At 54.9% G+C, this 16,677-nt stretch carries 19 protein-coding genes, 2 tRNA genes and 2 riboswitches; of the genes, 12 read left to right on the plus strand and 9 right to left on the minus strand.

The window, feature by feature from the left end; genetic code table 11:
• The gene (locus ACFVHU_RS14285; RefSeq protein ID WP_105659127.1) at positions 1 to 609 is read left to right on the plus strand and encodes a DUF3027 domain-containing protein; all 609 of its coding nucleotides are present in this window, start codon (positions 1 to 3) and stop codon (positions 607 to 609) included.
• A gap of 74 nt (positions 610 to 683) precedes the next feature.
• On the opposite strand, the gene serC is transcribed toward ACFVHU_RS14285, so the two are convergent.
• Entirely contained in the window at positions 684 to 1,805 is a 1,122-nt protein-coding gene (gene serC / locus ACFVHU_RS14290) for a phosphoserine transaminase (RefSeq protein ID WP_105659128.1), read from the minus strand.
• A 260-nt stretch (positions 1,806 to 2,065) separates the two neighbouring features.
• Between serC and ACFVHU_RS14295 the strand changes: the two genes are divergently transcribed.
• The 4 genes from ACFVHU_RS14295 (at position 2,066) to ACFVHU_RS14310 (ending at position 5,921) form a co-directional block, all read left to right on the plus strand.
• Complete coding sequence (locus ACFVHU_RS14295; RefSeq protein WP_105659129.1) at positions 2,066 to 2,764, plus strand: metal-dependent transcriptional regulator; 699 nt, start codon at positions 2,066 to 2,068, stop codon at positions 2,762 to 2,764.
• Positions 2,765 to 2,868: 104 nt separating this feature from the next.
• A riboswitch (cyclic di-AMP (ydaO/yuaA leader) is annotated at positions 2,869 to 3,019 on the plus strand.
• 4 nt (positions 3,020 to 3,023) lie between these two features.
• Positions 3,024 to 4,070, plus strand: a complete 1,047-nt coding sequence (locus ACFVHU_RS14300; protein WP_133833230.1) for a M23 family metallopeptidase — start codon at positions 3,024 to 3,026, stop codon at positions 4,068 to 4,070.
• Positions 4,071 to 4,193: 123 nt separating this feature from the next.
• A riboswitch (cyclic di-AMP (ydaO/yuaA leader) is annotated at positions 4,194 to 4,364 on the plus strand.
• Positions 4,365 to 4,367: 3 nt separating this feature from the next.
• Complete coding sequence (locus ACFVHU_RS14305; protein ID WP_105661598.1) at positions 4,368 to 5,195, plus strand: C40 family peptidase; 828 nt, start codon at positions 4,368 to 4,370, stop codon at positions 5,193 to 5,195.
• A gap of 429 nt (positions 5,196 to 5,624) precedes the next feature.
• Positions 5,625 to 5,921: an HNH endonuclease gene (locus ACFVHU_RS14310; protein ID WP_388025145.1), complete on the plus strand. Its 297-nt coding sequence runs from the start codon at positions 5,625 to 5,627 to the stop codon at positions 5,919 to 5,921.
• 38 nt (positions 5,922 to 5,959) lie between these two features.
• Here the strand turns inward: ACFVHU_RS14310 and ACFVHU_RS14315 are convergent, their stop codons facing one another.
• A complete protein-coding gene (locus ACFVHU_RS14315; protein WP_105659133.1) occupies positions 5,960 to 6,370 on the minus strand; it encodes an NUDIX domain-containing protein in 411 nt (136 codons plus the stop codon).
• A 187-nt stretch (positions 6,371 to 6,557) separates the two neighbouring features.
• On the opposite strand from ACFVHU_RS14315, the gene ACFVHU_RS14320 reads away from it, so the two are divergent.
• Positions 6,558 to 7,787 (plus strand): ROK family transcriptional regulator, encoded by a 1,230-nt coding sequence (locus tag ACFVHU_RS14320; RefSeq protein ID WP_105661599.1) that lies wholly within the window; start codon positions 6,558 to 6,560, stop codon positions 7,785 to 7,787.
• A 121-nt stretch (positions 7,788 to 7,908) separates the two neighbouring features.
• Here the strand turns inward: ACFVHU_RS14320 and ACFVHU_RS14325 are convergent.
• Positions 7,909 to 7,987: transfer RNA gene (locus ACFVHU_RS14325), tRNA-Ser, on the minus strand.
• Between the two features lie 25 nt (positions 7,988 to 8,012).
• Positions 8,013 to 9,224: a tyrosine-type recombinase/integrase gene (locus tag ACFVHU_RS14330; protein WP_388024946.1), complete on the minus strand. Its 1,212-nt coding sequence runs from the start codon at positions 9,222 to 9,224 to the stop codon at positions 8,013 to 8,015.
• A gap of 736 nt (positions 9,225 to 9,960) precedes the next feature.
• Here ACFVHU_RS14330 and ACFVHU_RS14335 point away from each other — a divergent pair.
• The 5 genes from ACFVHU_RS14335 to ACFVHU_RS14355 all read left to right on the plus strand — a co-directional run bounded on the left by ACFVHU_RS14335 (position 9,961) and on the right by ACFVHU_RS14355 (position 13,029).
• Positions 9,961 to 10,188 (plus strand): helix-turn-helix domain-containing protein, encoded by a 228-nt coding sequence (locus ACFVHU_RS14335; protein WP_388024947.1) that lies wholly within the window; start codon positions 9,961 to 9,963, stop codon positions 10,186 to 10,188.
• Positions 10,189 to 10,498: 310 nt separating this feature from the next.
• Positions 10,499 to 10,696 carry a hypothetical protein gene (locus ACFVHU_RS14340; RefSeq protein WP_388024949.1) on the plus strand — a complete coding sequence of 66 codons (198 nt, stop codon included), beginning with the start codon at positions 10,499 to 10,501 and terminating at the stop codon, positions 10,694 to 10,696.
• 11 nt (positions 10,697 to 10,707) lie between these two features.
• Complete coding sequence (locus ACFVHU_RS14345; protein WP_388024951.1) at positions 10,708 to 11,400, plus strand: hypothetical protein; 693 nt, start codon at positions 10,708 to 10,710, stop codon at positions 11,398 to 11,400.
• Positions 11,401 to 11,642: 242 nt separating this feature from the next.
• Positions 11,643 to 12,068, plus strand: a complete 426-nt coding sequence (locus ACFVHU_RS14350; protein WP_388024952.1) for an HNH endonuclease — start codon at positions 11,643 to 11,645, stop codon at positions 12,066 to 12,068.
• A 100-nt stretch (positions 12,069 to 12,168) separates the two neighbouring features.
• Positions 12,169 to 13,029 (plus strand): HNH endonuclease signature motif containing protein, encoded by an 861-nt coding sequence (locus tag ACFVHU_RS14355; RefSeq protein WP_388024954.1) that lies wholly within the window; start codon positions 12,169 to 12,171, stop codon positions 13,027 to 13,029.
• Between the two features lie 141 nt (positions 13,030 to 13,170).
• Here ACFVHU_RS14355 and ACFVHU_RS14360 read toward each other — a convergent pair whose 3' ends face one another.
• Together ACFVHU_RS14360 and ACFVHU_RS14365 are read right to left on the minus strand one after the other, a co-directional pair.
• Positions 13,171 to 13,548, minus strand: coding sequence for a hypothetical protein (locus ACFVHU_RS14360; RefSeq protein ID WP_388024956.1), 378 nt, complete (start codon positions 13,546 to 13,548; stop codon positions 13,171 to 13,173).
• Positions 13,545 to 14,240 carry a hypothetical protein gene (locus ACFVHU_RS14365; RefSeq protein ID WP_388024957.1) on the minus strand — a complete coding sequence of 232 codons (696 nt, stop codon included), beginning with the start codon at positions 14,238 to 14,240 and terminating at the stop codon, positions 13,545 to 13,547. Before ACFVHU_RS14365 ends, ACFVHU_RS14360 begins: the two co-directional genes overlap by 4 nt.
• Positions 14,241 to 14,475: 235 nt before the next feature.
• On the opposite strand from ACFVHU_RS14365, the gene ACFVHU_RS14370 reads away from it, so the two are divergent.
• Positions 14,476 to 15,069 carry a recombinase family protein gene (locus ACFVHU_RS14370; RefSeq protein ID WP_388024959.1) on the plus strand — a complete coding sequence of 198 codons (594 nt, stop codon included), beginning with the start codon at positions 14,476 to 14,478 and terminating at the stop codon, positions 15,067 to 15,069.
• Positions 15,070 to 15,175: 106 nt separating this feature from the next.
• Here ACFVHU_RS14370 and ACFVHU_RS14375 read toward each other — a convergent pair whose 3' ends face one another.
• From ACFVHU_RS14375 to ACFVHU_RS14385, 3 genes are all read right to left on the minus strand, one after another.
• Positions 15,176 to 15,400 (minus strand): hypothetical protein, encoded by a 225-nt coding sequence (locus ACFVHU_RS14375; protein WP_388024961.1) that lies wholly within the window; start codon positions 15,398 to 15,400, stop codon positions 15,176 to 15,178.
• A 442-nt stretch (positions 15,401 to 15,842) separates the two neighbouring features.
• Positions 15,843 to 15,919: transfer RNA gene (locus ACFVHU_RS14380), tRNA-Arg, on the minus strand.
• Positions 15,920 to 15,986: 67 nt separating this feature from the next.
• Positions 15,987 to 16,649: a hypothetical protein gene (locus ACFVHU_RS14385; RefSeq protein ID WP_133833228.1), complete on the minus strand. Its 663-nt coding sequence runs from the start codon at positions 16,647 to 16,649 to the stop codon at positions 15,987 to 15,989.
• Between the last annotated feature and the right edge of the window lie 28 nt (positions 16,650 to 16,677).

Here is a 16,677-nt window from a genome sequence, read left to right on the forward strand (position 1 = left end):
ATGGCCCGTAAACCCAAGTTGGACACCATCCTCGCCGAGGCAGTGGATACTGCTCGCGGCGCGCTCGCAGAAATTGCCGGTGCGTCAGAAATCGGCGAACACCTAGGCGTCACGGCGGAAGGTGAGCGACTTGTCACCCATCGTTTTGTCTCCCATAAGTCGGGATATCAAGGATGGACCTGGTTCGCCACGCTTGCGCGGGTCTCACGGGCAAAATCCAAGGACCTGACGGTTTGCGAAGTAGGCATTATTGCAGGGGAGCAGTCATTGCTCGCTCCGGCATGGGTGCCATGGGCCGACCGCCTGGCAAAGGAAGAGATTGAAGCGGCCAAGGCCGCCGAAGCCGCAGAGGACTTGGCCGGGACCGGCGGGGAAGCCGACGGTCCTGAAGCCACGGAGCCAGCGAAGGAGCCGGATCCATCGGATCCAGGCGCCGAGGCTCAGGATCCGCAGGCCGAAGTCGAAGCGGACGGCGCCGAAAATGACGATGACGCTGTGCAGCAGCATAAGTCGCCGGCACGTCGCCAGGTACGCCGCCGTCGCACGGCGCAGCGCACCGCAGCCCGTCGCCGGGCAGCGCAGCGTAATCGCACGCGCAAGGAAAACTAGGCAATAGCGGCAAAGACCTTCGCACAACGATGATGAATCGTTGTGCGAAGGTCTTTGGCTTTAATCGAGGGTTCTTAGAGCTGCTCGATCACGTAGTCGATGCACTTGAGCAGTGCTTCGACGTCGCTTGGCTCGATCGCAACGAAGGTGGCGATCCGCAGCTGGTTGCGGCCCAGCTTGCGGTATGGTTCCACGTCGACAACGCCGTTAGCGCGCAGCGCCTTGGCAATTGCCGAGGCATCGACCGAGTCATCGAAGTCAATGGTGGAGATGACGTTCGAGCGGTGCGCTGGGTCGGCCACATAAGGGGAAGCGATTTCGGAAGCCTCGGCCCAAGCCCGGATCATCCCTGCGGACTGTGCCGTGCGCGCTGCCGCCCACTTCAGGCCGCCGTTGGCATTGATCCACTTGATCTGCGCATCCAGGCCCACAAGAGTGGTCAGCGATGGCGTGTTGTAGGTCTGGTTCTTCAAGGAGTTATCCAGCGCGGTCGCCAGGTTCAAGAAGTCGGGGATCCAGCGGTCGGTTGCTGCAATTTCCTCGATGCGGGCAATCGCGGCGGGAGAAACGAAGGCCAGCCACAGGCCGCCGTCGGAAGCGAAGTTCTTCTGCGGAGCGAAGTAGTACACGTCGGTCTCGGACAGATCCACGTCCAGGCCTCCGGCGGCGCTGGTGGCGTCAATGACTACCAGTGCATCGTCGTTGGCGCCAGCAACGCGCTTGATCGGCGCCGCGGCACCGGTTGAGGTCTCATTGTGCGGCCACGCGTAGAGGTCTACGCCGGCTTCGGCTACGGGTTCAGGTACGGTGCCCGGCTCGCCGACAATGATGGAGGAAGGTTCCAGGAATGGAGCCTTGTCGGTGGCTTTGGCGAACTTCGAGCCGAATTCGCCGAAGGACAGGTGCTGCGCCTTGGAACGGACCAGGCTGAATGCAGCGGCATCCCAGAACGCGGTGGATCCACCCACGCCGAGAAGAACTTCGTAACCCTCTGGTGCGCTGAACATTTCCTTCAGGCCGTCCTGAACCGAAGCTACGAGGTTCTTGACCGGAGCCTGGCGGTGGGAGGTGCCCAGCAGTTCGGCGCCGGCATCGACGATGGCCTGGATCTGTTCTGCGCGAACCTTGGAAGGTCCTGCACCGAATCGACCATCGGCGGGCAGAAGGTTTTCTGGAATGTTGATATCCGTGCTCATCGCGCTCCTCTTGTAGCGATAGATTGAAGTGCCATAACGGCCACCATTACCCATGGTTTGGAATATTGACAGATAGCCTTGGCGTTTCAATAGATATCTTCGCAAATAGCGGGGTGTCGTGAGAAAAGCGCGTCGGTCGGTTACGCCGAGGGCTTGGCGGGTTACAGGGCTTTCTGCAGCTCCGACCAAGTAGAGTGGGATATCGACGCCACGTAAATTTCGAGCGAACTTAATTGTTGTGACTTCCAGGAGCGACTGCCGTGTCTGATCTTATCGATACAACCGAGATGTATCTGCGTACCATTCTTGAGCTTCAAGAAGAGGAAATCGTGGCATTGCGCGCCCGAATTGCAGAGCGTCTTGGCCACTCGGGCCCAACCGTGTCGCAGACGGTTGCTCGCATGGAACGAGACGGCCTGGTTATCGTATCGACCGATCGCCACCTTGCTTTGACCGAAAAAGGTCACGAGCTGGCTACGGGCGTGATGCGCAAGCACCGCTTGGCGGAGCGCCTGTTGTCGGACATCATCGGGTTGGACTGGGAGTACGTGCACGATGAAGCGTGCCGCTGGGAACACGTGATGAGCGAACGCGTCGAGCGTCGGCTCTTTGATCTTCTGGGCAAGCCAACAGTGTCGCCCTACGGCAACCCAATTCCGGGCCTGGAAGTCCTCGGTGGCCCCAATGTGGGCGAAATCTCACATGAAGTAGAGAACTTGGATGATGCCCTGCTGTCCGGAAACATCGGCCCGGTGGCAATTGAGCGCCTGGCCGAACCTATCCAAACGGACCCAATCCTGCTCGGACAACTGAACGAAGGTGGAATCCGCCCAGGTGCGATTGTCACCTTGGAGCGCGCCGACGACTACGTTGTAGTGCGCGTGGACGGCATCGAAGGCGCCCTGGAGCTGCCGGTCGAGGTCAGCGCACACGTATTTGTAAAGTCTCAGAAAAGATAACGAAATTGTAACTTTCGGCGTTGACAGGTAGCGTTAAGCCTTGGAGCTAGCGATCTAGTTAGCTCTATCCATTTTTGGTGCGACCGCCTAGTGTTGCCCTGCGCCAGAAACGGTCACCAAATCTTGAGGGCAATAACGGGGGACCCACTTTCCGGCGTGCAAACGCCTTGGGGTGAAGTTCTGCGACAAGCAGGCCGGCTGATTCTCAATAGCCGAACCCGACAGCTAACTTCGTAGGCGCAACAGTGAGAGGAATGTTTTGGTAGAAACCAAGACTGCGGGACGTCGCCGCGCTGCCGGCGTCGAAGTAGATGTGATTGCAGAAGTCACCGCTTCGACTGCTGAGCGTAACGGCGGGCGCCGAGCAGCACGTGCTGCTGCCACCGTCCCGATGATTGCACCGGTCAAGCCGGTACATGAAGATTTCGTTGGTCGACGATTCGACTCCATGCAGCGCTACGGTGTTGCTCCTAACCAGACCCTGCTGGCCGGCAAGGATACCGCGAGCAACGTCGTTGCATTGCCAGGAGCTGTTCAAGCCCCTGCCAGCAAGCCTGCCCCGATCGAAGCAGCAGGCAATGTCGAGTTCATTTCGAGCCTCAAGTCCAAGGTTCAGAAACCCACCCACCGTGGATTCGCCCACAAGGTGGCAGCCGTAGCCGCCGTTTCGGGTTTGGCGCTTGCCGCCGTAACTCCACAGCTCTCCGGCAGCGCGGAGGAGAACAAGGCCGTTGAGGTCGCAGCTCAGCGCACCGCCACTTCCGCAGTTGTAGATGTAACTGCACCAACCGGCAATGCGGAACTGTCCGTGGAGCGTGCCGCTTTGACCTCCGAACTGAACACCGAAGTTGCCAAGGAAGAGAAGTTCGCCGAGATCATGACCGCTTCGGGCGGTAGCGTCACGGCCATCAAGGACACCTCGGGATTGCTCGGCGCACCGGTCACCACGAAGCGCATCACCTCCACGTTCGGGCACCGCAAGAATCCAACCGGTCCAGGTTTCATGATCCACAGCGGCACCGACTACGGTGTGCCAAGCGGTACCAAGGTCTACGCGGCAGCTGACGGTGTTGTGACTGTCTCGGGTTGGGCTGGGCACTCCGGTAACCGCATCACCCTTGACCACGGCAACGGCCTGGAGACCGGTTACAGCCACAACAGCCAGCTGGTTGTGAAGGTTGGCCAGAAAGTTAAGCGCGGTGACGTTGTTGCGTTGGCCGGCAGCACTGGCAACTCAACCGGTCCTCACGTGCACTTCGAAGTGATCGTTGACGGTCAGTTCAAAGACCCAGCAGGTTGGTTATAACGACGTTCGTCACCATTCCGTGATCAAAACGTGACATTTCAAAAAACTTCCTATAGTCTTGTATGCGTGCCATGGGGATCCCTGGGCATCATTGCGTGAGAACCGAGCACTGCCAACACGCAATGAGTAGTTATACACAACTCGTACGGCAGTGGCGGGGGAACCAATATCGGGTCGTTAGTTTTGGCTAACAACCCTAGGGGTGAAGTGGATAGAGAAGGCAACTTCGAATCCACCGAGGTAACTCCACTTCGAACCCGACAGCTTACCTCGTAGGTATCAAGGAGAGGCAATATTTTGACCAAGAGTCATGCACGCGGACGTCGCCGCGCCGACGTTCCACGCACCAACTCGCTACAGGCGATTTCGCAGGCCGTAGCATCCAACGCTGGCTCGGTAGGCCGCCAGGCCGCCGTTGTAGCTGCAGCATCCGGCTTGATCGTCACTCTGGGCGTGCCTGGCCAGGCAACTGCACCACGTGACGTTTCTGCATCGCCTGTTGACACCATCAATCCAGAGCGTGTTGCAGTCAAGGCAGTAAAGGTAGCTGCTGACAAGAAGGCTGATGTCGCAATCGAGCGCGCCAGCTTCACCGCTGAAGAGAAGCCAGAGCCTGTTGTCATTGCAGTTTCGAATGACATCACCCCAACTACCCGCAGCAGCAACTCGGGTAACTCTGATTCGATGGCCCCGATGACTCGTCAGAGCCGTTCGGGTGGACAGGAATCGGCTCCGCAGCAGAAGGCTCAGCCAAAGGCTGAAACTCCTGTTCAGACCTCCAACCTTTCCGGCATCGCAGGCACCGCTGCCAAGTACGTGGGCGTTCCATACGTATGGGGTGGCAACGGTCCAAGCGGCTGGGATTGCTCCGGCTTCGTCAAGTACGTCTACGCGCAGCACGGCATCAACATTGCTCGAGGCACCTCGGCCATCCTCGGATCCGGCCAGTTCGTCCGCACCAGCAACCCTAAGCCAGGCGACTTGGTATTCCAGAACGGTGGCGGCCACGTCGGCATCTACCTGGGCGGCGGCCAGATGATCGGCGCGCAGAACCCAACCGTGGACACCATGATCCACTCAGTTTCGCGCAACCCGCTGTACGGCTACTACACCCTAGCTGGCTAAGCTTCAAAGCTTTTCATAGGCCATCGGATGAGAAAGACATCCGATGGCCTATGTTCGTTTAACCAGTTGAACTCCGGGCATCAGAACGATGAAAAGAAGACAATTTCTTGGTTAGGTACCCACCAATAATCCGAAGCATCGCATAGGCTAGCGCTTAGAGACACTCCGAGCAGAACGCGAGCTCCATCAATGCCAGATGGTGGCCATCGGTTCATGAAGGTAGTACGAGCAATGCGAACTTTGGTATTAAACGCAGGATACGAACCACTAGCAGTTGTGACGTTCCGTCGAGCACTAGTGCTAGTCATGACCGAAAAAGCGAGCATCGTTCTCCAAGATGATCTCGCCCCCATCCGCAGTTCTCATGGAGATCTACCTCGGCCAACTGTCATCGTTCTGAAACGCTATGTACGACGCCCCTACAGGGACATGCAACATGTCACTCGTAGGGGCGTTCTGCGTAGAGACGCTTTTACCTGCGCGTATTGCGGCAAAGCTGCCAATACGATTGACCACGTGATTCCCCGCAGCAGGGGAGGTCAGAACACCTGGGAGAACCTCGTGGCCGCTTGCCTGCTATGCAATAGCCGCAAAGCGGACAAGATGCTCTCGCAACTGGGCTGGCAACTGCGTATTACACCTCATCGTCCACGCGTTGCTGGCCATCTGGTTTCGGGACTGCAGCACGTTGATGCGGCATGGGACGAATACTTGCACGCAAGCTAGCCGCTGGCCTGATGCTGCTGGGAGGAACCCAGCGGCGCCTATTTCTTGCTGCGTTCAATGGCTAGCGGCAGGACGCGGTCGCGAAGCAACGGAGCTAGATCGTCGCGTTCCAGGGCCACCTGCGGGTCGATCCACAGCAGCTCCTCCAATTCCGCTAACGGGACGAGTTCGCCATCGAAGGCTGCGCTGTATAAAGAGGCGCGGATCATCGTCTCCGCCTCGTTGGCAGCCGGTCCGATCCATTCGCCGTCGTATTGCAGCTCGTCAGCGGTGAAGCTGAGGCCCAATTCTTCACGAATTTCTCGAATGATAGTTTGTAACGCTGTTTCCCCGGCTTCGGGTTTGCCGCCAGGTTGCATGAACTTCGTCGTTCCACGCTTGCGAACCAGGAGAATTTCTCCTTGGTTGTTGATTAAACACGCCGCTGAGATCGTCAAATTTTTCTTCACTAAAACACAATATCGCGTGTTTACAGGAGTTAGAGATGGTAACGTGCTTAATTGGATCTCCAACGGTTTTAGTTCTAGTTCACCATGGTTACTTTACTCGCAGTATCTAACCGAAGTATTGATGACTACCGAAAACGTTGGAATTGAAAGATCGATCCATCAACTTTACAGATCTATGGAGCAATAAATGCGACGGGGTACAAATCTAGGACGCTTGGGAGACTTCAACCAAGCCGTAATTCTTGAGTCAATTCGACGGGCACCAGAGGGAATTAGCCGCGTTGAACTGGCCGGTTCGACTGGTCTGTCGCCACAGACCATTTCCAACGTTGTCCGCCGCTTGCTGGATGACGGAATCGTCCGAGAAGACCGCACGATCGTCTCCGGACCAGGCAAGCCTCGCACCGTTCTGGAGCTCGAAGGCAACCGTCTCGTTTCCATTGGCATCCACCTAGACCCCAGCGTGCTGACCTTCGTCGCAATGAACCTGCGCGGCGAGGTCCTGCGCGAACGCCGCATCGAAGTTCCCAACCTCGAAGTAGCTACCGAAACTGTCCAGCTCATGGCAACTACCGTTAAGGAACTCATTGCCGAGATCCGCGTGCCGAAGAAGCACATCGTCGGTGTCGGCATTGCTGTTCCGGGTCCAGTAAACGTCGAAGAAGGAGTGGTGCTGAACCCGCCACTGCTCGATGGCTGGGCAGATGTTGAACTGGTGAACCCGCTGCGCAAGCTCTTGCGCCTGCAGGTCATCATCGAAAAGGACACCATCGCTTCAGCAGTTGGCGAACTGTGGCAGTCCAAGGAAGAGAAGAACAACGACTTCGTCTTCATTTACTGCGGTCACGGCTTCGGCGCTGGCCTTGTATTCAACGGCGATGTCCACCACGGTGCAAGCAACAACGCTGGCGAAATCGGCCACTACTCAACCGGTTACAAATCTGTGGCCTGCGAACAATGCGGTGCGGAGGATTGCCTCGCTTCCGGCACCTCCTACGAATTCATCGCCGCGCAGGCCAAGGAACGCGGGCTGGAACTGCCAAGCTACGAAATCGTTGGCCCGGAACAGCGGGCTGCCGGAATGAACCGCCTCTACGAGCTGGCTCACGAAGGAAACAAGGTCGCCAAGGAACTGGTCACCGAAGCCATGATCAAGGTTGGCGAAGTTGCCGGCCAGCTTGCCAACTCGCTGGACGTTCGCGAAGTCGTCTTCGGCGGTCCACAGTGGGAAAAGGTATCCGAACTGGTCGACGATCAAGTCCGCGACGCCATTGGCCGCCGCTTCGCCCTGCGCGGAGTGCATGAAATCGAAACCCGCACCTCCGAGCTCGGCTCCAACGTCGGCGCCATCGGTGGCGCTTGCGTGGTCATGGACGCTTCGCTGTCGCCAAAGGCGACCGCATTGCTGCTGCGTTAATCGAGACTCATGCTAAGCACTGCGGGTACGTTCCAGATGGAACGTACCCGCAGTGCTTAACGCCGTAGTAACGACAAGAGCCTTGTTTCCCGTCCGAGGACTGGAAACAAGGCTCTAGTTGTGCCCCTGGCCGGAATCGAACCGACGGCCTACCCTTTAGGAGAGGGCAAGAAAACCTATATAAATATTGGCTACTAGGCCTATTAAGTCTCCTGAAAACCGCCATCATTTCTTAGACCCTCCACTAGCATTCAAGTATTTCTCAAGCTCTACGTTCAAGCGAGCAGCCGAATCATGTAGATCATCAGTAAACAACCCTGCATAAGTATCCAAGGTAATCGTGGCCGAGCTGTGCCCTGCGATAGCCTGAACAACTTTCACGTTAGCTCCAGCCTTGATAGCCAGGCTCACCGCTGTATGTCGCAAATCGTGGAACGTCAGGGAGGGGAACTTGTCGCCCCGCGCTTCAGTTTCAGCCGTAGCGCCCTCAATGGCTTTGGCAAACCTGCTACCCGCCTTGGTAAACGATCCATGCCGGATCACCTCACCACGCGGAGCTGGCCACACCAATTCATCCGGTGAGCGCCCAGCGACTTCACTGGCCAGTAAATCGGCTACCAGCCTAGGCAGTGGCACAAGCCGATCCTCACCCGTCTTAGTGCCCTTCAAGTGGAGTGTTCCCCGATCATCCGTATAAGCCTTGTTGACACGGATACACGGCTTGTCACCTAGTTCCAAGTCCTCCACCTTCAATGCCGTTAGCTCGCCAAAGCGAAGGCCACCAAGACCAGCAGTCCAAATCAGAGACTTGTAACCATCGCAATGCTCGCCCAAAGCTACTACCTGCCCCCTAGTCAAGTAGACATGCTCCTTCTGCTTCACAGCTCTAGGCCGATAGTCGGCACGCCCAACAGCATCAAGCGCAGGATTCTTCTCCAGATACTGAAGGCGTAACGCATGATCCATTAGCGACCTGAAAATTCCTGTTGTCTCACGCTTCAAGTAGGCGCTCGCCGGTTGTCCGGACTGATCACGTAGACCAGTAATCCACTCGGACACGTCAGGATAGGTTACGCCGCCCAAGGGTGTGTGACCCCATCGAGGTTCGATGTAAAGCTTGAAGCAGTTTCGATACTTGGTGACAGTCTTAGGGCTAGACGCACCTCCACCACGTACGCCCATCGTCTCCACCCGCTGGAAAAAGCTATCCCACAACTCGGAGACAGTGACCTTTTCAGCGGCCTTAGAGTCAACACTGGAGCCACGCTGACGCATACGCCGTTGCGACTGCTCAAACACCTGCGCATCACTCTTCAAATCAAAAGACTTTTGCCGCCGAACACCCGTTGCGGTTCGATAGTCCACGACGTAGCGTAACCCGGTTCGCTTAGGCTTAGGATTCTTCTCAGTCGGTTTCCATTTATCAATAATTGCCATGCTCAAAGCATACCCACAGAGTCGCCATGTAAGGGTATGCGCTTAGTGTTAATGACAGGCAAAAGCCGTAGAGTCCATTCTAAGAGCCTCTAAAGGTATCAGATGAACAAATACCCAAAACCACACTACGGAGCGCTTAGAGTGGCATTAAATGGCTTACAGGGCATAGCATGCGATCAACATAGCCTGTACCCAAAGAAATCCCCGACCAACCAAAAGGTCTGGAACTTTGGCGATGATTCCGAGACCGGGTTGAAAGTTTATAATTAACCGTAAGGGGCGAAGGGCGAAAAGACTTTAAAGACTTTAACGCCCTAACGGGAATCCCTTAGGATTCCCCCTAGAAGCTTTAACGGCCTTAACGACGTAAAGGGCTTTGAAGACGTTAACGCCCCTATGCGATACCTATTGGATTCCTCAAGAATCTCTTAGTCCATCCTCAAAGATTCCTAAGCGATCCTCAAAGTCGTTAAAGACTTATACGTAGGCTTCAAGGGTCTTGTTATTGGTACTGGCATCTTACCGTCAGGGCAGACCATCAAGGCGCTTCGGCAGCCGGGGATTACCCGTTGCCATCCGAGATCATTTGAACCCCGGGTCTTAACTATAGAATTTGGTAACAAGCCCGAAGCACCACTTCAGGCGCAACCCAACAGACTGAAACGCTTGGACGCTTCAATCACAATAACAATTCCTCAAGACCGCATCTAATCGTTTCTCCAGCACAGGAGGAACCGTGAGCGAGAAGGAATTTCTTACACGCCCAGAGGCTGCCGAATACCTTGGTATCGGCGTTCAGACCTTGGCGAACAATCGGCGTACCGGTCCGGCCTATCACAAGATGTTCGGTGCTGTCAGATACTCCAAGACAGACCTCGACTCATGGGCGCGGCAGCAACGGGTAACCCCCTCCGGCGAGCGCCAAAGGCTTAGCGTGCATCGTCTTGGACGTAGAGCAGCATAACCCCTCAAGGATCGCCTGTTGCGCCTCAGGGATCGCTTGTTGCACACCCTCATCACTTTAACGGTGGAAGACAGAATAGCTCCACATCTTTTCCACTTCCACCCGTTCAAGCGCTGGATCAAGTACTTGAACACCACCACGAGCAGGTTGCAAAACCGGGAACCCACACCTCCTGAATGCTCATGGCATGGCCTCCCAATCGAATAATCGCCGTCATAGCGCGGTGTCTAAACGATTGGGAGGCCTTCTTTTTTACTCAATGCGTTGCACAACCTCACGCAAACCATTTGACCAACAGGGGAACACTCGAATGCCTATCAAGCACGGTGAGCAGCACTACTCTGCCAAGCTCACAGACCAAAAAGTCCAGTTGATCAGAGACACCTACAAGCCCGGCGAAGTCAGCTACACAGACCTAGCCGAAAGCTACGGAGTCAACAAGTCCACCATCTCCCGCATCATCGCAGGAACAACCTGGAAGCACCTAGCCTCCAGCACCACCAACTAAGGAGAAACACCGTGAACGAATCCATTAACCAGCTTCAAGCTGACCTTGACCAAGCCGAAGGATCACTAACCGCGATCACCGTAGCCATCGACACCAAGAAGAAAGAGCTTGCCACCGAACATGCTGAAGCTGAACGTCTCGACTCGCTGATCCTGCTCAAAGGCGATACGCAGGCAATGCTCGACATTGTTGGTGTACGTGCAACAATCAACGGAATTCAAACCCACCTGGCCGACCTGACACGCGCCCAGTCCGCTGCCAGCGCTCGCCGGGATGAAGCAGAAGCCGAACTCCTACAAGCGCGGATCGAGCATGGAGAAGTGGAAGGGCATCTCACTCCTGAAGAGCTGGCGAAGGTGTCCACTGAGCTTCAGGCGAAGCTCGATAAGATCACTCACGCCGCCTTCAAGAAGCTCGAAGCACACAACAATGCTTGCACGGTACTTACGAATCTCTCCAAGCGTGCCAAGAAGCTTAGGGGCGAAGAGGTGCGCTGGGATCACGAAGTCGGTGGACGCGTATCCCTCAGCACGATCAGTGACAACACCATCGCCAACAGCCTAAGTCGGTACGAAGCGCCACGAATCGCCAAGCTTGAAGCAGCAAAGCTCAAGGCCATTCGAGAAGCTGCCGACATACAACGGGTAGCCGTCGCATCCTCCGCACTCATGAACGAACGCACCGTTAACGCTTCAAACCTGTAAGCATCACTAGCGACAACACCCTTATAGGCCACTGAGAGTGCTTCAACATTCCCTCAGTGGCCTATAGATATCCACCCACACCCTTCCAGGAAGACACACCCACCATGCCCCAATGCACCGCCGAACTCAACGAAGAGCGCTGCCAGCGAGAAAGCAACCGTGCGCTTTGCTCCATGCACGCTTGGCAACAAAGCAAGCACGGAAGAATACGGAACATCCACCCAACACCAGGACGCGAACACATGGCCTTGAAAGCACCGGAACGTTTCGCAGTCAGACTGCAAGGTGGAGGTCATGACGGCCAATGTTGGGAATGGGTAGGGATCAAAGATGAAGACGGTTACGGGAAGTTCTCCGACCAACGAAAGAAATTCAGGGCTCACCGTTGGGCTTGGATGCACCTAGTTGATTCGAACCTTGAGCGTGAGACAGAGCTTGACCATATCTGTATGAACGTTTCGTGCGTCAGACCATCGCACCTTCAGTCGGTCAAGCGTTCCGAACACGTAGGAATCTCCACTAAGCAGCAAGCCCTATTGAAGACCAATGAAGATTCAATCCTTGTCGGAGGGAATCGGAAGGCACGCAGCGTCAAAGAACTCTTCTACGCCGTACAGCACGGATTGCCGTCCACCCTTCACGGAGCACGAACCCACCAACCAAACTGAGAGGAAACAACACGGTATGCGAGCACCAAGCGTTACAGAAGTTGAAGTGTTCGCATACCTTGTCGCGGAGGCTAACGGGCAAGGAATCTCTCAAGCATCCATGAACGCCATAGCCGTACATATCGGACGTTCCACAGCCACTGTCAGCAACGCTATTCAAAGGCTCAAGCAGCGTGGAGCAATCCAACGAATCAACCACGGGCATAGATTATCTAAAGGGGTGTATCGTCTGCTAACTAAAAGTGTTCAAAACCCTAGTAATCGGATACCGACACCAGCAAGTATGGGGATACCAGCTAACCCAACGCCGGACGTGTACCGTTCGAACGCTTTCGGCATGGCGGGAAGGCTCCACCTGCGAGCACCCAAAGAGCAACTGCTCACCATGAAAGAACTCTTAGGCCTGGACATAATCCGTACACGTGCGACAATCCTCAAACACGTTTCATTTCTGGCAGACCTGCCAATTCCCTTGGTTAGTGTTACTGAAGATCCAACCCGCGGTACCCGAAAGCTCTACACCTTCCATTCGCTTACGAATGAACGGGAACAGTCCTTATGGTCATACCTGTCTGCTATCCCCAAGGGTGAACCGATCACCCGTGAGCAACATGCACGGCGAGCATGGGAGAAACAGCGGAACTACGCCCAGTGGCTAAGAGCTGGAGGGATTGATCCGGAACAACTATGGGCAGAAGTGAAACCATCACTCATAGAAGACTGCGAGCGCCCCGGCTGTTTCATCCCCACCACCGCTGAAATAGATTCGCAGGGTTACAGCATCCTTTGCATGGGTAGGCTCACGATTAGAGTCCACCGGCTCGCCTACGAAGCGCAATGCGGACAACTAACATTCGGTGAAGAACTGCATCATCGTTGCGGGAACCGTGCTTGTGTCGAAGTCTTCCACCTTGAGCCGGTTACACGTGAGCAGCACTTAGCTATTCACCGGGCAATGTAGCGTTATCTGTTATTAAGAAACATTCTCAAGAGGTCATTTACCCGTACAGAATGCCGGACGCTAAGCACTTGCGGTGATGGCCTGGATGGGGAAGTGGGATCCCCCCCTACTCACGCTGGACTAGGGGAGCTGCGGAACCCTCTAATCTTCTACCTCATCAGGAGTATCGATCAAAATATCGACAGGGTCGCCCACATTGAGATGCACATGGCCTGAGCTGTGGACGTTCCCCGTACTTATCTTGAAAGTAGGTTCTGAAGGGCTCATGAACCCTTGACGAGTCCTAAGGACGCGTGCTGTCGAAAATTTTTCTTCCACGGATTCAATTATCATGATGCCTTTCCGAATGAAGGCGATGCCGAGCAGTTCGTCTGGATTGTCTGGATCGGGTATCGGCGTTTCTTTGAGGACGTGTATCCGGTCGTCGACCTGAACACCTTCCAACGATCCAGCGTTTACGGCGATCTGCTCGGAATCTGAGATCAAAGCAACTTTGGCTCGAATTTTTTTAGTCATCATAGTATTTGCTCTCCTTCAAAATATGCTAGGCGTGTGTTGTCAATAGCTAATTCGATATTGTCGGGGGGCGTTTCCGTGGTCTGGGAGTCCATATGCAACTTTTTCCAGAACTCAGCCGTACCCTCTAATTGACTAGTGACCTGAAGCAAAATGCCAGTCGTATGGCGTTGATCAACAACGCGCACTGCTCCTTTTTCCCGTTGGAAATTTTTGGTTCTGATCAAAAAACGCGCCCCGGCTGGTGGGCTGTTACCTGCCTCAACATTTGCCAAAAAGAAAAGGCCGTCTTCAGTCGTCTCGACGGCTGTGAGTCTGATGCACTCTGGGCGTACCGCAGTAGAACTCGCTAGAACATCCCCTATGGTTTCAACGCGTTCTGTCTGAATAGCTTGTCTTATTTTCTCTGGGATGCCATCAATAGCCCGCCTGGCTTCATCTAGCTCCGACAGTTTCGACTCGTGAACTTTTAGAAGCGTGGGGTACTTATTGACTCGTTTCACGACTTCTTTGAAGCTGGGGAAGAAGAAATGTATTAGTGCAAGAAACACGCAGCCACAGATGATTCCGATCGCTAACCTAGGCCAGAACTGGTTCTCGGAACCAGTCAGGGCGAACAATATCCCTATGACTGACGAAGCAAATGCAATCGTTCCTATGAGAAATTTTAGGCTCGACACAACCCGTTTCTTCAATTTCTCCCTTTCCTTTGCTTGACTAGCAATCTTAGCCCTAATCGGTTGAAGTGTGGAGAGTCGGCGGGGAGCGATGTGATTGTCACGTGACTGATCACTTGAGTGACAATATTGGCGTGACACTCTAGCCTCACGAAAACTCAAGGATTATCTGTCACGCAACACTGTCACATTAAAGTGTGTTACGGTTGGTGTAAGTAAACACTCTTACGTGACAGCTCAAAGGATTTGAACCATGCCTCACAAGCTCATCGGATACGCACGAGTCTCCACCAACGCACAAGACAGCGACCGTCAGGTAGCAGACCTCCTAAAGTCAGGCGTACGTCAAGACGACCTCTACATAGACAACGGCGTTAGTGGAGCCAAGGCTAGCCGTCCACAGTTCAACCTCGCACGCCAATCCCTACAAGCTGGTGACACCCTGGTAGTCACCACACTTGATCGACTTGGACGTAGTACTGAAGCAATGCTCGCTTTGTCCAAGGAACTGGAAGACAAGGGCATTAACCTTAGGGTGTTGAACCTTGGCGGTGAGCATGTCGACACTTCATCACCCATGGGCAAGATGATGTTTACTGTCATGACCGCGCTTGCCCAAATGGAACTGGACATTAAGACTGAGCGTAATCGTGACTCGGTGGCTAAGCGTCGCGCTAACGGTAAAGACCTTGGGGGGCGCAGGGAGAAATACAGTGCTGACCTTATCCACGGTGCGCTAGCGGACATTCAAAAGGGTGTGAGCGCATCTGAAGCGGTAAGCAAGCGCGGCATGAGTCGCCAAACCTTCTACCGTCGCGTCAAGGAACTAGGACTAGAAGTGCGGTAGCAATACCACTACAAGCCACCAATGCCCGGTACACGCCCCAATGGGGAATGTACCGGGCATTGTTGCACCTAGTGATGGATAGGTGCTCACAAGGGCACTGGAGTGCTTACCGCAGTTTGAATGACTCATCATTAATAACCACAAGATCATCCTTCAGCAGCGCCAAACGGTCGCCACCACGAAACAGCATGTTGTATTCGCTAGCCCAATTGGTTGTCACGCTCACAAGCTCACCGGCTACCGCCTTGAGGTGATCCATGCCGGCATCAGTGCCCTGCATCTTCGCTACGACTACGCGCCCCACGTGCTTCGCCAAATCATCCAACCCCATTGCGTCCAGCTCCTTATCCTGCGCTCGCCGTATGCAAGCTCCTGGAGCCACCATTGCAGGGTAATGAGGACGCGATCAACACAAGGGCTGTACGTCCGAAGTTGATGGCCAGTCATGACCTGTTACACCGCCAGGCTGATCCGCGCACCCACGTATTGGCTATGGCAGATATGGGCGTGACATGACTAGCCAACCTATTACGCGTGTATGACGAGCAGCCCCACTCAGCAGTATGGGTGAAGCGATCAAGTCATTACGGCGCCACTGTTATTCAGGTGGCGTATCACCAATCCTGAGTCTCCAAAAAACCGCCATCAGCATTACGGAGTACGGTAAAACGCGGTATCAGCACACTAATAAATCCATGTCAACACACAAAATATTCAGGCAAAGAAAATCCCCTACAACCCTTGTAAACACTGGAATGTAGGGGAGTTATCTATGGTGCCCCTGACTGGATTCGAACCAGCGGCCTACCCTTTAGGAGAGGGTCGCTCTATCCTACTGAGCTACAGGGGCATGGGCGTGAAAACACCAACAACACTATCTTACTAGGATGTCCCGGGTGTAATTCCCACGCACTGGCTTAGGCAGTACCCTCACGAATTGCGAGCATCTTTGCCTTGAGCGCACGATTGGCACGGATAGCGCCAAGACCCACAACAAGACCCGCAGTGATGATCAGCAGTGCCCAGCGGATGGTCGTGAGGATCGATGCCAAAACGACAGCTCCTTCACTGAGGTCTCCAGTGAACAGGGCATCAATTGCGAAGTTCTCCCAAATATCGATTGCCGCGAAGCCCAGCGGGGCAACCCAAGCCAGCCAACGCGTCTGGCGGTGAGGAATCCAGCGGATGAACAACAGCATGGAGAAGACCGCAGTAAACATCGGGAAGAGGAAACCAGCGGTCTTGTGCAAGTAGTTGAGCTGGCCAACAGCATCTTCATCCATGGCGCCACGCAATGCTTCTATGTCGCTTACGGTGTAGCCGAAAATACGCTGATCGGGCATCGCCAGGGAATCGCTGAGGTCCTGCATCTGCACCATCGTGAGCAGATGGTAGTACGCGAATAGCGCAGCGCATATGATCAAGCCCACCGAGATCAGCAGCATCGGGTTCGAACTGTTCTCGTGGGAGGTGCTTTGCACCTTGCCTGGCCCCATGTTCATGCCGCGCGGCGCGTTCGGCGCCTGGGCGAACTGCTGGGGCTTGCGGTATTCCTTGGTTTTCCTGACCTTCTTTGCCATATCTTCTATTATGCCCGGCCAATAGCGT

The organism is Glutamicibacter sp. NPDC127525, from assembly GCF_042672105.1.
Classification (GTDB): Bacteria; Actinomycetota; Actinomycetes; order Actinomycetales; family Micrococcaceae; genus Glutamicibacter.

Bases quoted from the DNA above. Each gene is read 5' to 3' on its own strand.
- ACFVHU_RS14285 (WP_105659127.1), top strand. From the start codon at position 1: ATGGCCCGTAAACCCAAGTTGGACACCATCCTCGCCGAGGCAGTGGAT.
- serC (WP_105659128.1), bottom strand. From the start codon at position 1,805: ATGAGCACGGATATCAACATTCCAGAAAACCTTCTGCCCGCCGATGGT.
- ACFVHU_RS14310 (WP_388025145.1), top strand. From the start codon at position 5,625: ATGCAACATGTCACTCGTAGGGGCGTTCTGCGTAGAGACGCTTTTACC.
- ACFVHU_RS14320 (WP_105661599.1), top strand. From the start codon at position 6,558: ATGCGACGGGGTACAAATCTAGGACGCTTGGGAGACTTCAACCAAGCC.
- ACFVHU_RS14330 (WP_388024946.1), bottom strand. From the start codon at position 9,224: ATGGCAATTATTGATAAATGGAAACCGACTGAGAAGAATCCTAAGCCT.
- ACFVHU_RS14340 (WP_388024949.1), top strand. From the start codon at position 10,499: ATGCCTATCAAGCACGGTGAGCAGCACTACTCTGCCAAGCTCACAGAC.
- ACFVHU_RS14350 (WP_388024952.1), top strand. From the start codon at position 11,643: ATGGCCTTGAAAGCACCGGAACGTTTCGCAGTCAGACTGCAAGGTGGA.
- ACFVHU_RS14355 (WP_388024954.1), top strand. From the start codon at position 12,169: ATGAACGCCATAGCCGTACATATCGGACGTTCCACAGCCACTGTCAGC.
- ACFVHU_RS14360 (WP_388024956.1), bottom strand. From the start codon at position 13,548: ATGATGACTAAAAAAATTCGAGCCAAAGTTGCTTTGATCTCAGATTCC.
- ACFVHU_RS14370 (WP_388024959.1), top strand. From the start codon at position 14,476: ATGCCTCACAAGCTCATCGGATACGCACGAGTCTCCACCAACGCACAA.
- ACFVHU_RS14375 (WP_388024961.1), bottom strand. From the start codon at position 15,400: ATGGGGTTGGATGATTTGGCGAAGCACGTGGGGCGCGTAGTCGTAGCG.
- ACFVHU_RS14385 (WP_133833228.1), bottom strand. From the start codon at position 16,649: ATGGCAAAGAAGGTCAGGAAAACCAAGGAATACCGCAAGCCCCAGCAG.